This is a genomic window from Psychrobacter sp. PSi21, from assembly GCF_054960615.1.
Genome location: NZ_JBHNYR010000012.1, coordinates 48,879 through 61,208 on the forward strand (window position 1 = coordinate 48,879; position 12,330 = coordinate 61,208).

Below are 12,330 nucleotides of genomic sequence, written 5' to 3' on the forward strand. Positions count from 1 at the left end.
ATGGTATGGATTAAATACGCCATGCCCGAGTTATAGCTCAAAATCGTCAAAATCGCTGTCTGACAAATCAGAGTCAATCTGACCGACCAAGTACGAGCTAATCTCGGTCTCTTGCGGGGCGACCTGCACATTATCAGACGACAACCACGTATTGATCCACGGGATTGGGTTTGACTTAGAGTGCGGGAACGCGGCTGGCAAGCCCACAGCTTCCATACGCAAGTTGGTGATGTATTCGATGTATTGGCATAGAATGTCTTTGTTCAGACCGATCATCGAGCCATCTTTAAACAAGTAGCCCGCCCAGTCTTTTTCTTGCTCAGCCGCCTTGCGGAAGATTTCGATACTTTCCTCGAAACACTCGCCAGCAATCTCGACCATCTCAGGATCGTCACGACCATTACGCATAAGATTCAGCATATGCTGCGTACCGGTCAAATGCAGCGCTTCGTCACGAGCGATGAGTTTGATAATTTTGGCATTACCTTCCATCAACTTGCGCTCAGCAAACGCAAACGAGCAGGCAAACGACACATAGAAACGAATCGCTTCTAGGACGTTGACCGCCATGATGCACAAGTACATTTGCTTTTTCAGTGATCGTAAATCAACAGTCACTTGCTCGCCATTGATGTTGTGCGTACCCGCACCGTACAAGCTATATAGCTGTGAGTTGCGGTACAGCTCATCATAGTACTGGGCGATATCAGAGGCACGACCTAAGATGTGCTCGTTTTGCATAATGTCGTCAAAGATAATATTTGGATCGTTGACGATATTACGAATGATATGGGTATAGCTGCGTGAGTGAATGGTCTCGCTAAACGACCATGTCTCGATCCACGTCTCGAGCTCAGGGATAGACACCAGCGGCAGCAGCACCACGTTCGGACTACGACCTTGGATCGAGTCGAGTAGGGTCTGGTACTTGAGGTTGCTCAAAAAGATATGCTGCTCGTGCGAGGACAGATTGCTAAAGTCGATACGGTCGCGTGACACATCGACTTCTTCTGGACGCCAAAAGAACGACAGCTGCTTTTCAATCAATTGCTCAAAGATTGGGTGCTTTTGTTGGTCGTAGCGCGCCACATTGACTGGCTGACCAAAGAACATCGGCTCTGTTAGCGCATTGTTTGGCGTTTGCGAAAAAATCGAGTAAGTCATGGGACGGCCTTTATCATTGATATGGTTATTAATTTATAGGGATTTGACTGGATGTGATTATATTATAAAATTTGGACGATAGATTTTTGGGTTAGAGGTTGTCTAGTGATATCTGTGACGACTCTTTACCATCGTTCATATAGGCTTTGAATATCTCGCTCAGCTCACTATCATCGAGCGCTTCTAATTCATCCAGTGCGCTTTTGCGTAGAGTGCTCACATCAGCGTCTTCCGCTGGTTTTTTTGGGTCTTTTTTAGCGGGTTTTGGTGCTGGCCTCTTAGCTGCTTTCGCCACCGCCTTTTTGGTGACGGTTGTCTTTGGTGCTTCGTCCCCCTCTAACTGCTGACGCACCGCTGCAATATCAACCTCGACTTGTACGATATGCGAGCCACCATCGTTTAGGTCTGAAAATACGTTTGGGATAAACAAACCACCGTCTTTGATGATTGCGGTATATTGCACATGACCTCCGTCGTTTTAGTTCTGTCTAGGTTTTAATTATAACAGTAGCCAATCCCGCCTACCGCTTGTATCTATCTTTTCAAATGAGTTTATTTACTCTAAGTGGACATAGGATGTTTTCCAAAATCGTCTAAATAGATATCTATCTTTTCCTTCTTCCAAAACTCAAGATAGATTGTTCCCGTCGTCTCTCTACTAGACCAGTACTCACCATCTAATATAGGTTGATGATTTATAATTGAGAGTATGGCAGTACCAAAATGTGGAGGGCTTCTATGTTTAATATCTGCTTTAGGATCACTTTTATATGAGTACACAACCTTCGTACTTCCTGCTTCTAAATTTAGAATAATTTCGCTCGAAAAACTTTCGCTACACATTTCACCAGTTCTCATTACACAGCTGATGTTTATGAAGGTTTGATTAATAGTTAGTATTGTAGGTATTGCATCTGGCTTTTTTCCTGTATTTGGACATTGCCAATTTGATTTCAAAAGCCCTTTCCAAGTTCCGTTTAAGTTAGGGAATGGAACAAACCAAGGATAAAGCAATTTCCATTTCCAGAACCATTTAACAAACAGACCAGCTATAAATACATCTAATGTTACAACTGTTGGTATTGGTTTTAGATAATCTATAATAGATTTATACTCGATATCTACAAAATAAGATGTCAAAAATATATATATCGTGTATATCGACAATGAAATAATTATTAGAGCCCAAATATAAAGCTTAGTGTTTAAATGTTTCATTGTCTAAACTCTAAAAATTGCCACATTTGTTTTAAGAATAGATTGGCTTTTGATATATTCCATTTTCTTGTGTTATCAAATAAAGGTAGTATATTTGATACTTCTTTCCAGTTTCTGCAGCTCTCATTGAGCGTTGCATTATGAAGGTATATTATAGTTCGTCTTAAGCGCTCAGTAGGGCAGTCAATAACGATAATTTCGTTTGGTAAGTTCCATATCAAACATTCAATCAAGAAGGAGCTAATAACATTATCTACTGGCTGGTTTTCTTTGATCATTTGATGTCTGATACGTTTAACAACTCTAACCAGCCTTTTGTACCTTCTTTGCGTGACCCTGTTCTTTTGCTTTCCATTCTCAATGTGTTGTTTGGGATAGTTAATTACTTCTACATCATTAGTTGAATTAAATCTTATACCTCCTAAAAAAACATCAGGATCAAAACTATTCCTATGTCTATAGTTTCTATACTGAAAAGAAGGTATAGCATCAGCTTCAACTCTATAAGAGTTACTTGAGATCTTTAAAGATTTATTACCAGCTTTAACATCTGAAAACTTACCTCTTAGGGCAATAAGTAGCTCTCGTCTAAAATCCGTAAAGCTGTAATTACCTTTTGTGAACCCATAATTCTCTCTATCGTAACCAATAGGGTAGTTGCTATAGAAAGGTTTTTTTAACATTACACAAACATCTACATCACTATTGGCTCTCACATTAGTATTGTTTGCATAAGAACCTTGAATAAAGACTTCAATATTATTTCGTCTAGATCTTAATAGTTCTGAAGAGTCAATTGCTTCTTTGATCATTCGTATTGCGTTCGAAATACGCTGTTCTTCATTTTCGCTAGCTGGTCGTTCCCAACTTCTTAAAGTTTGCTCTGAAAATCTACTCATAATATGCCTCTGATGAGAATTTAATAAAAGTTCGTAAGAGTAGTTCTATTTAAAGAATTTCTCTTGCGAACCTAAAATTGCAGTGCAATTTTTTAACGGTTCTCAAATCTTACAAGCCCCGCCAGCACAATCATCTTCCATATCCGCTTGGGCATCGTTCGCACCATCACGCGTGTTATGGTAGTACAACGTCTTCACACCCATTTTATAAGCGTTTAGCAAGTCTTTTAGCAATATCTTCATCGGTACACGACCACCTGCATAACGAACAGGATCGTAGTTGGTATTGGCAGAGATGCTTTGATCGACGAATTTTTGCATGATAGCGACCAGCTTTAGGTAACCGTCATTGTTTGGCATTTGCCACAGTAGCTCGTACTGATCTTTTAACTTATCAATCTCAGGCACGACTTGCTTTAAGATGCCATCTTTTGACGCTTTGATAGAGACCAGACCGCGTGGTGGCTCGATACCATTGGTCGCGTTGGCGATCTGACTTGAGGTCTCAGACGGCATCAAGGCGGTTAGGGTAGAGTTGCGTAGACCGTGTTCGGTGATCTCACCGCGTAGCGTTTCCCAATCGAGATGTAGCGGCTCTTGGCAGATATCATCCAAGTTACTTTTGTACGTATCAATTGGCAAGATGCCTTGTGAGTACGTGGTCTCGTTGAACGCAGGGCATGCACCTTGCTCTTTTGCCAATTTGTTTGACGCTTTCAATAGATAGTACTGCAATGCTTCAAACGTCTGATGGGTCAGACCAAGCGCGCTGTCGTCAGAATAGCGTGCGCCATTTTTAGCCAAGTAATACGCATAGTTAATCACGCCCACACCGAGCGTACGGCGACGCATGCTGCCGTTTTCGGCGGCTTTGACGGGATAGTCTTGGTAGTCGAGTAGGGCATCCAGCGCACGGACGATGAGCTCGGCTGGCTCTTCGATGTCGCTGACGTTGTCAACTTTACCCAAGTTGACCGCGGATAGCGTACACAGAGCGATTTCGCCTGTTTCGTCATTGATATTATCGAGTGGCTTGGTTGGTAGGGCGATTTCCATACAGAGGTTTGACTGGCGAATCGGTGCAACCGCTGCATCAAATGGGCTATGGGTGTTGCAATGATCGACGTTTTGGATGTAGATACGACCGGTGCTCGCGCGCTCTTGCATCATCAGGCTGAACAAATCAGCGGCTGGGATTTTGCGACTGCGCACGTTTGGATCGTTTTCGTACTGGGTGTATAGCGCTTCGAACTTGTCTTGATCTTCAAAGAACGCATCATAGAGGCCTGGGGTATCGCCTGGTGAGAATAGCGAGATGTCTTGCCCTTTGATCAGGCGCGTATACATGGTTTTATTCAACTGGACGCCATAATCCATATGACGGACACGGTTGTCTTCGACGCCGCGGTTGTTTTTGAGTACCAGTAATGACTCCACTTCTAAATGCCATAGTGGGTAAAATAGGGTCGCCGCACCGCCACGGACGCCGCCTTGTGAGCAGCATTTTACCGCCGTTTGGAACAGTTTGTAGAAAGGGATACAGCCCGTATGCTGCGCTTCGCCGCCACGGATTGGGCTACCAAGGGCGCGTATGCGGCCTGCATTGATGCCGATACCAGCGCGCTGTGACACGTAGCGTACGATGGCGCTAGTGGTCGCGTTGATAGAGTCTAGGCTGTCACCGCACTCGATCAAGACGCACGAGCTAAACTGACGCGATGGCGTACGCACACCAGACATAATCGGCGTCGGTAGGGAGATTTTGAATTCTGAGGTTGCATCATAGAAGCGTTTGACGAAATCAAGACGATCTGACTTGTCGTATTGGCTAAACAAGCACATACCAACGAGCATATACAAGAACTGCGGGCTCTCATAAACGGTCTTGCTCACGCGATCTTGCACAAGGTATTTACCTGCCATTTGCTCAACAGCGGCATAGGCAAGGTTCATATCACGCCAGTGGTCGATATAGTCATTGAGCTCATCAAATTCTGCTTGGCTGTAGTCAGCAAGGATATGCTCGTCGTACTTGCCAGCGTCAGTGAGTTTTTTGACATGATCATACAGGTGCGGCGGGGTGAATTTGTTGTAAGCAATCTTACGCAGATGGAAGATCGCCAAGCGCGCAGCGAGATACTGATAATCAGGCGTGGTTTCAGAGATTAGATCAGCGGCCGACTTGATAATAGTCTCGTGAATGTCACGAGTCTTGATGCCTTCATAAAACTGGATGTGCGACTTTAGCTCAACTTGTGATACCGACACATTTTCTAAATCGTGCGCAGCCCATGCGATGACCTTATGGATCTTTTCTAGTTTGATTGGTTCTAAACGGCCGTCACGTTTGGTCACTTGGATCTTGTCGATATGCGTCATGTTGCCCTCATACTAAATTGCTGATTTGGAGGCTGCGCAGATGGCTCTGGCAGTCCTTTTTTTATATCGCTATAGACAGATTGGGGTAGGTGGCTACTTTTTTAAAGCAAAAAACTACCCTGCGCTACTGCTATGTGAAAAAAGCAGTAAACACTATATATAGCGTGTGTCGTTGTAAGTAGGCACAATATAGCGGGAAATTTCTGAAAATACTAGATTGATTTTATGCAGATTATATGTTGTAAGATAAGCAAGATGATGGATATTTGACGCAAGGAACGATGGCATAAGGGATAGGCGCGATCGAGCCAAAAAATAAAAAATTGCTAAAAAAAAGGTTGCATTTTTTGGGCTGGCGCGCTCCTAAAATTTTGCGGCAACTGGCAATCAGTGGGCGCAAGATTAAGGGTGGTGATTGTACCCTAGACCATAAAAAATCGCCAGCCATAAGGGTGACGATTATGCTTATATCGATCAGTTTTATGACTTGACTTATAGCACCATACGTACTGTATTAGCATCATCGAGTGCAGCATACAAGTTGTTGACCTGCTCAGCTGATGTCAGATACACGTTAACGCGGGCAGAGTGGAAGCGATTGGTTTTTGAGGGTTTGACTTGAATAGAGGCCAAATCAAAATCAGGGAAATGGCTGCCAAGGATGAGTTTGATCTCATTGAGCAAGGTTTCGTGTTCGCCTTCATGCCCGATGATGCTCATCGGATAGTTCATTGGGAAATCCCAAAGCTCTGGGTTTTGAATATCGGTTTTTTTGCCTTTGATGCCCTGTTTGTTGTTGCTCAATTCAGTCATGTTGACCGATTTTTTATTGGTTGCTTTTGAAGGGGTGTTGTTATTGTTGCTGGTATCTTTTGGATCATCAGTCATGATGGAAACCTCGCTATATGAAACGGTGTGAAAAGTTGAGTCAAAATGTGCACGGGCTAGCGTGCACGGGTTTGCTCAGCGCTATATAGACCATTTATGGTGACACCATCATCATAAGTCAAGTCGCGTATGATGAGCGCACGCCTGAAGATGTGAGTTTTAAGATGCGGGTTTGGGCAGTTGGGCAATGGCATTGTAATAGAGCATAAGCATGGCATTTAAGCGCTGCTTATAGAGCCGCTCAGCATAAAGCAGCTCGACACTTAAACTATCGATCACGCCCAAATAGGCGTCGGTATAGAGTACCAGCTGTGCTCCATCGAGCTTATAAGGCGCTAGGGCAAGCTGTATCTGTTGGGTCAGTGTTTGAATGTACACATTGAAGGTGGCGGTGATGACGCCGACCGAATGAACGGGAGAGTTATAAGCCATGCGTATCAAAAACCGTAACGTAATTGCCTCTTTGTAACGTACCTCTAATGCATGGCAATAGGTTTCGCCTGGACCTGAAAACTCAGCGGTAATATGAAAACATGTTTTGATAAACGCGCATTCTAGCGCCAGCGCATCTTCGAGTAACTCTGCAAATATCGCGTCTTTACTGGCAAAATGCGTATAGATAGAGGCTTTGCGGATACCGACACCCTCTGCAATATCACTGAGCGCCGCGCCCTCGTAGCCATGCGTAGAAAAAACGTCGAAAGCGGCATTAATAATTCGTTGCTTGGCATCTGAACGCGGTTTAGGATGGGACATGATGGCTCTTTGGTTATGTTGTCGAGGTGGCGATATCAGCTTGCACGGCACGGTGTCCCCAATAGGACAGTGCCAAAATAACGGGACCGACCACCCCAAGCAGGATGAGCCAGTACAAGGTATCTATCTCGACCAGCCGCCCAGCGATTGGTGTGGCAATAGAGGATAGTAACATAGGAATGGCACCCAACAAAGCGGCGCTTGAGCCCAAAGCGGTGTGCTGCGTATCCATTGCTATCGCCATCAGGGTCGCCTCCAAAATACCCAGACCGAACAGCCCCAAAGAGATACTGGCAACAATACCAACGAGTCCCAGCGACAGCAGGTAAACCACCAAGCACGCGGCACTGGCGACCATCATCACGACACCGCCAATAACGGCTAAGCGTGACACCGACATTTTTTTGACCAAATGGGCGGTGGAAAACGCCCCGACAATGATACTGACGCTGGTCAAGCCAAACACCAAGCCAAATTGTTTGAGGCTCAGACCGTAGTCGGTTTGATAGACGTAAGAGGAGCCGCCAATATAGGCAAATAAAAAGAAATAGGCGGCAGATAAGGCAAGCAGGTTTAACAAAAAAATCTTGTTTTTGAGGATGCCTATATAAATCGTGGTGACGTTTTTGATGTTTAACTGGATACGCTGTGCGACAGGTAAGGTCTCGCGTAGATTAAGAAACGTATTAAATAGCACCATCGCACTCAGTAATGCCAAAACCAGCATGACCCCACGCCAGCCATAGTATGCACCGACCACACCACCGATGGCTGGGCCGACAATCGGACCTAGTGCCACAATGGTATTTAACAACGCGTAGATGCGCGCGGCGGTCGGCTCTTCGACCATATCACGCACCATACTCATCACCACCACAATCGCCATAGATGCCCCCAGACCTTGAAAAATACGGGCAAAAATCAAGGCTTCGATACTTTGTGACCACATGGCCCACAGTGATGCTGCAATGTAGGCTGTCAATCCTATCAATAGGGGTGTCATGCGACCAATCGCATCTGATATAGGGCCAAATAGCAACTGCCCTAAGCTCATAAAAATCAAAAATACGGTCAAGGTCAGCTGGGTCGTGGCATAGGAGGTATCGAGCTCGATGGCCATCTCTGGCATAGAGGCCAAATACATATCTACCGCGGCAGGGCCTAAGGCTACGATGACGGCGAGAGACGCCACCATTTTTAGGGGAATGTTTGCTTGCATGAGGGTCACCATCACCTATAATAATTAGCTACCGAACGGTAGTTAGTCGTACAGTATCTGTCAGATTAAGGCAATGCTTTTGTGGTGTATTATGGTATTTGGTATGGATTGCTTTTAATCGACGCTATCGATAATGAGCTTAAAGACTATCGATAATAAGCCTAAAGACTATGGCAAATAACCATTGATCGGCGTGATATCAGATGGAATGTCGCTGTCTCCCAATGCCTCTAGCAGATTGATCTCGATAGTGCGTGACAATGCGGTCAGCGGTAGCTGATTGGCTGCCAAGCCAAACGGATCTTCTAGCTCTTCGCTGAGGGTGTCGAGACCAAAAAAAGTATAAGCAATCACTGCACAAACCAGTGGCGTCATCCAGCCAAGTGAAGACACCAGCCCAAAGGGCAGCAAGATGCAGTAAAGGTAGGTGGTGCGATGTACCAATAGCATATAGGCAAAGGGTAGCGGCGTATTGAGTATGCGTTCGCAGGCAGCCAACACGATGGTCATAGAGTTTAGGCGCTCATCCATGTTTTGAATGATTTGCTCTGATACCATCTGCTCACGTCGGATCTGTCCTAGGGTCTGACCCATCAGGCGCATAATGGCATCAGGTACATTACGGGCGTGACGTAAGCGCTCGTATTGCTCTGACGTGACATAAGACTCAATATCTGCCCACGGTGCACTGCCACGCAGACGGTGACGGGTGGCATGGGTAAAGGCAATGGTAAGATGAATCATAGCGCGCTGCATCTGCCTCCCTTGCTCGGTATCGGCATCGATATAAGACAACACTTGGCGGGCGAGGTTACGGGCATCATAGACCAGCTGTCCCCATAGCGTCCGCGCCTCCCACCAGCGCTGATAACTGGCATTATTGCGAAAGCCAAGAAACAATGACAGCGCGATACCCAGTAAGGTAAAGGTGGCCGTACCATAATAGGGGAATGAGTCGGGTAGCCAGTGCTGGATAATGGTGGTCAGTAAGCTCAGCAAGGTGACCAGCAAAATTTGCGGATAGATCTTGGGAACGATAGAGCCACGCAGGGTGAAAAATATTCTAAATGGGTGCGGCTGCTGGCGAACAATCATGGGGTTTCCTAGCGGTGGAGGCGGTATCATTCTAATACAGAATTCAAATCTGTAAAGCCAATAACCCCGCTATAAATAGCGCCAGAAAAAATGAGCGTTGTAGCGTGTATCAAGCGACTGATAAGCTGATGAAACCAACAAACAGCCAAGTCACTTTGCCCAATCTCGATAAGCGTCGGGTAAGGCGCAATTATGCTTTAAGCCCAGATAAAATGAGCTTAAATGCCGCCAAAGCATTGGGTAGCGCCTCTTGTGGATTGGGACTTGCAGCAATCCAAAGTGAGGCGTTCATACCAGCACCATTAATGAGTATGGCGGCGACTTCTGGATCGACTTCCTTCATTGTGCCTTCTTGAATTAACTGCATTACAATCTGCTGGGTAGATAACAAGCAGCGATTTTGACTGGGCCAAAGAGAAGGGTCTCCTAGAACTGCAGGACCATCCAATAAGATAATTCTTTGGATTTCTGGATCAAGGGCGCTTTCTATATAAGTCTCTCCCTCAATCAGCAATCCTTCCCATAGGCTTGCACAGCTTTTTGCTCTGGTTTTTGCCTTTGCTACCATCTCTAAGTCAATTTCTTCAACGACTGCGGCAAACAGTCCTTTTTTGTCCCCAAAGTTGTGATAAAGCGCCCCTCGGGTCAGGTTTACCTCTGCAGTCAGTTTATCCATCGATGTGTCTGAATAGCCATATTCAGCAAATGATTTTCTGGCTGCAGCGAGTATGTTTTTTCTAGTTTCGGCCATTTTTAACGCGCGTTTTGACATGAGTGTGCCTTCAAATAAACAATATAAAATGACATACGACACGTATATTAACTTGACATACGCGACGTATGTTATAAATTCATATACGTAACGTATGTTACCTCATAGGACATACCATGAAAAGGGCTGCATGTGTTGCAAGCCAAGCGACAATCAATATCAATCAAAACTTATCGGAGACACTCATGACGCAAAAAACAGCCATATTTCCAGAAGGCAGACACGCGCTGTATGAAAAGCACGGTTATTCTGCTGCCATTCAATCAAAAGATTTGCTCTTCGTTTCTGGTCAAGTAGGCAGCCTGCAAGATGGCAGTGCAGAGATCGATTTTAAGCAGCAAGTCATCCTTGCTTTTGATAATTTACGTCATACCTTGGCGGCGGCAGGATGCACGTTTGAAGATGTCATTGATGTGACGACCTTTCATACAGACCCTGAAAATCAGCTGAGTTCGGTACTGACCGTGAAAAACAAAATTTTTAAAGAGCCACCATATCCTGCTTGGACGGCAGTGGGCGTGACGTGGCTTGCTGGTTTTGATTTTGAAATAAAGGTGATTACTCGATTGCCGAAAGCAGTGAGTGAGAGACAAGACTAAATATCAAAGATGATGACGAAGAGTCTTAAGTATCCGTAAGACTGAAAATAGATGCATAAAGAAATAAGCGCTAGAGCCTTATATATATGGCATTGCAAGGCATGAAATCAAGGTTCGGGTTATTTTTTATTCTTAATTTCATGCCTTGGTCACGCAATAAAAATAATCTACAACAGTAATAGAAAAGAAGAAGTAACGTTAAGAAAATATTTTTTACCTGTTACTTTATGGGCATGTCCATGATGTGGTTAGTGGCTTGCCATTCAAAATCGTAGTCTGAGAGTATTTGACTGATGATGTCCAAACAGGACTGCTGGCGAAAGCTGCGGGTATGCAGTGACTGGGTGAGTAGCCAATCAGGTGAGACCGCGCCTATGCTATAAAAGTGTAGTGCCCCATCTGAATGCTGATAGGTGATACTCTCAACGATGCCTGTTCTGGTGGTGGGGGCGCGAGTGGCAGAAAAAGGTATAAACGGCTGGTTGAATAAGGAGTTCTAAAGAATTTGCTTAGAAAATTATAGGCACTATTGGATTTAGACAGAATCAAGAATCTAACAATATGATCTATGGTAAGCACTGATATCGACTATAGATATATAGGTGGTGTTGAACAGTGTTAATAAAGTGATGAAAAAATAGCGAACGGGTAATTCTCAAGCTTGCACACAAAAAAGATATCGTTCGGTATCTATCGTACCATGCTTAAAGATGGATACTGCACAAGACTAAGTGTACCAAGCTATTGCAGCCACATCCTGATAACAGCGCGTCAGATATTTTTGGCACGCCAGACAAGCTCAAGTTGTATTTTTCATTGGCCATCTTTGCGTTAGCGGCTGGCAAAGACAGTACTTTTGAGCAACTTTTACAGCAATTCTTTGCTGGTCACTATGACACCAATACGCTAAACATAGTCAATCCAGCAGTAAGGTAAGCAAGTGCCACGAGTAATGCTATAATGTCCACATTATTGATCGTTTAGAAGGGTATCTCTCATGGCTCGTACTGCTAGCGCACTACATATTTTGGTCAAAAACAAAGAACTTGCTGAAAGCCTTATTGCCCAGCTGCAAAATGGCGCGCATTTTGATGTGCTGGCTAAAAAGCACTCAACTTGTCCCTCAGGCAAAAAGGGTGGTAATTTGGGCGAATTTACCAAAGGGCAAATGGTACCTGCCTTTGATAAAGTTTGCTTTACAGGTGAGCTATTCACTCCGCATTTGGTCAAAACCAAATTTGGTTGGCATGTAGTGAAAGTGCTGTACCGAACCTAAGCGTTAGACTCACAGCATAGATATGAAAAATGAATCAGTCAGATACCTACGGGGTCTGGCTTTTT

General features: G+C 44.6%; 14 protein-coding genes. 3 read left to right on the forward strand and 11 right to left on the reverse strand.

Annotated elements, in window-relative coordinates:
* Positions 1–30: 30 nt before the first annotated feature.
* The 10 genes from nrdB to ACFI32_RS09615 form a co-directional block, all read right to left on the reverse strand.
* Complete coding sequence (gene nrdB / locus ACFI32_RS09570) at positions 31–1,164, reverse strand: class Ia ribonucleoside-diphosphate reductase subunit beta (RefSeq protein WP_462626353.1); 1,134 nt, start codon at positions 1,162–1,164, stop codon at positions 31–33.
* A 91-nt stretch (positions 1,165–1,255) separates the two neighbouring features.
* Positions 1,256–1,627 (reverse strand): hypothetical protein, encoded by a 372-nt coding sequence (locus ACFI32_RS09575; RefSeq protein WP_462626355.1) that lies wholly within the window; start codon positions 1,625–1,627, stop codon positions 1,256–1,258.
* 98 nt (positions 1,628–1,725) lie between these two features.
* Positions 1,726–2,382: a Cap15 family cyclic dinucleotide receptor domain-containing protein gene (locus ACFI32_RS09580; protein WP_462626357.1), complete on the reverse strand. Its 657-nt coding sequence runs from the start codon at positions 2,380–2,382 to the stop codon at positions 1,726–1,728.
* A complete protein-coding gene (locus ACFI32_RS09585; RefSeq protein ID WP_462626359.1) occupies positions 2,379–3,281 on the reverse strand; it encodes a nucleotidyltransferase domain-containing protein in 903 nt (300 codons plus the stop codon). Before ACFI32_RS09585 ends, ACFI32_RS09580 begins: the two co-directional genes overlap by 4 nt.
* Before the next feature lie 102 nt (positions 3,282–3,383).
* The gene (gene nrdA / locus ACFI32_RS09590; protein ID WP_462626361.1) at positions 3,384–5,660 is read right to left on the reverse strand and encodes a class 1a ribonucleoside-diphosphate reductase subunit alpha; all 2,277 of its coding nucleotides are present in this window, start codon (positions 5,658–5,660) and stop codon (positions 3,384–3,386) included.
* A 492-nt stretch (positions 5,661–6,152) separates the two neighbouring features.
* Positions 6,153–6,473: a YbeD family protein gene (locus ACFI32_RS09595; protein WP_462626409.1), complete on the reverse strand. Its 321-nt coding sequence runs from the start codon at positions 6,471–6,473 to the stop codon at positions 6,153–6,155.
* Between the two features lie 234 nt (positions 6,474–6,707).
* On the reverse strand, positions 6,708–7,304 hold the full coding sequence (locus ACFI32_RS09600; protein WP_462626363.1) for a TetR/AcrR family transcriptional regulator: 597 nt from the start codon (positions 7,302–7,304) through the stop codon (positions 6,708–6,710).
* A 13-nt stretch (positions 7,305–7,317) separates the two neighbouring features.
* Positions 7,318–8,523 (reverse strand): multidrug effflux MFS transporter, encoded by a 1,206-nt coding sequence (locus tag ACFI32_RS09605; RefSeq protein ID WP_462626365.1) that lies wholly within the window; start codon positions 8,521–8,523, stop codon positions 7,318–7,320.
* Between the two features lie 168 nt (positions 8,524–8,691).
* Positions 8,692–9,618, reverse strand: coding sequence for a bestrophin family protein (locus ACFI32_RS09610; protein ID WP_462626367.1), 927 nt, complete (start codon positions 9,616–9,618; stop codon positions 8,692–8,694).
* A 190-nt stretch (positions 9,619–9,808) separates the two neighbouring features.
* The gene (locus ACFI32_RS09615; protein WP_462626369.1) at positions 9,809–10,390 is read right to left on the reverse strand and encodes a TetR/AcrR family transcriptional regulator; all 582 of its coding nucleotides are present in this window, start codon (positions 10,388–10,390) and stop codon (positions 9,809–9,811) included.
* A 185-nt stretch (positions 10,391–10,575) separates the two neighbouring features.
* Between ACFI32_RS09615 and ACFI32_RS09620 the strand changes: the two genes are divergently transcribed.
* The gene (locus ACFI32_RS09620) at positions 10,576–10,989 is read left to right on the forward strand and encodes a RidA family protein (RefSeq protein WP_462626371.1); all 414 of its coding nucleotides are present in this window, start codon (positions 10,576–10,578) and stop codon (positions 10,987–10,989) included.
* A 220-nt stretch (positions 10,990–11,209) separates the two neighbouring features.
* Here the strand turns inward: ACFI32_RS09620 and ACFI32_RS09625 are convergent, their stop codons facing one another.
* Positions 11,210–11,461 carry a contractile injection system protein, VgrG/Pvc8 family gene (locus ACFI32_RS09625; RefSeq protein ID WP_462626410.1) on the reverse strand — a complete coding sequence of 84 codons (252 nt, stop codon included), beginning with the start codon at positions 11,459–11,461 and terminating at the stop codon, positions 11,210–11,212.
* 245 nt (positions 11,462–11,706) lie between these two features.
* Here ACFI32_RS09625 and ACFI32_RS09630 point away from each other — a divergent pair, with 245 nt between their 5' ends.
* Both ACFI32_RS09630 and ppiC read left to right on the forward strand, forming a co-directional pair.
* The gene (locus ACFI32_RS09630) at positions 11,707–11,925 is read left to right on the forward strand and encodes a DUF1810 family protein (protein ID WP_462626411.1); all 219 of its coding nucleotides are present in this window, start codon (positions 11,707–11,709) and stop codon (positions 11,923–11,925) included.
* Positions 11,926–11,986: 61 nt separating this feature from the next.
* Entirely contained in the window at positions 11,987–12,265 is a 279-nt protein-coding gene (gene ppiC, locus ACFI32_RS09635; RefSeq protein WP_462626373.1) for a peptidylprolyl isomerase PpiC, read from the forward strand.
* Positions 12,266–12,330 lie beyond the last annotated feature (65 nt).

What these genes read in the sequence shown, in the direction of transcription:
- nrdB (WP_462626353.1), bottom strand. Translation starts at nt 1,164, where the DNA reads ATGACTTACTCGATTTTTTCGCAAACGCCAAACAATGCGCTAACAGAG.
- ACFI32_RS09580 (WP_462626357.1), bottom strand. Translation starts at nt 2,382, where the DNA reads ATGAAACATTTAAACACTAAGCTTTATATTTGGGCTCTAATAATTATT.
- ACFI32_RS09585 (WP_462626359.1), bottom strand. Translation starts at nt 3,281, where the DNA reads ATGAGTAGATTTTCAGAGCAAACTTTAAGAAGTTGGGAACGACCAGCT.
- nrdA (WP_462626361.1), bottom strand. Translation starts at nt 5,660, where the DNA reads ATGACGCATATCGACAAGATCCAAGTGACCAAACGTGACGGCCGTTTA.
- ACFI32_RS09595 (WP_462626409.1), bottom strand. Translation starts at nt 6,473, where the DNA reads ATGACTGAATTGAGCAACAACAAACAGGGCATCAAAGGCAAAAAAACC.
- ACFI32_RS09600 (WP_462626363.1), bottom strand. Translation starts at nt 7,304, where the DNA reads ATGTCCCATCCTAAACCGCGTTCAGATGCCAAGCAACGAATTATTAAT.
- ACFI32_RS09605 (WP_462626365.1), bottom strand. Translation starts at nt 8,523, where the DNA reads ATGCAAGCAAACATTCCCCTAAAAATGGTGGCGTCTCTCGCCGTCATC.
- ACFI32_RS09610 (WP_462626367.1), bottom strand. Translation starts at nt 9,618, where the DNA reads ATGATTGTTCGCCAGCAGCCGCACCCATTTAGAATATTTTTCACCCTG.
- ACFI32_RS09615 (WP_462626369.1), bottom strand. Translation starts at nt 10,390, where the DNA reads ATGTCAAAACGCGCGTTAAAAATGGCCGAAACTAGAAAAAACATACTC.
- ACFI32_RS09620 (WP_462626371.1), top strand. Translation starts at nt 10,576, where the DNA reads ATGACGCAAAAAACAGCCATATTTCCAGAAGGCAGACACGCGCTGTAT.
- ppiC (WP_462626373.1), top strand. Translation starts at nt 11,987, where the DNA reads ATGGCTCGTACTGCTAGCGCACTACATATTTTGGTCAAAAACAAAGAA.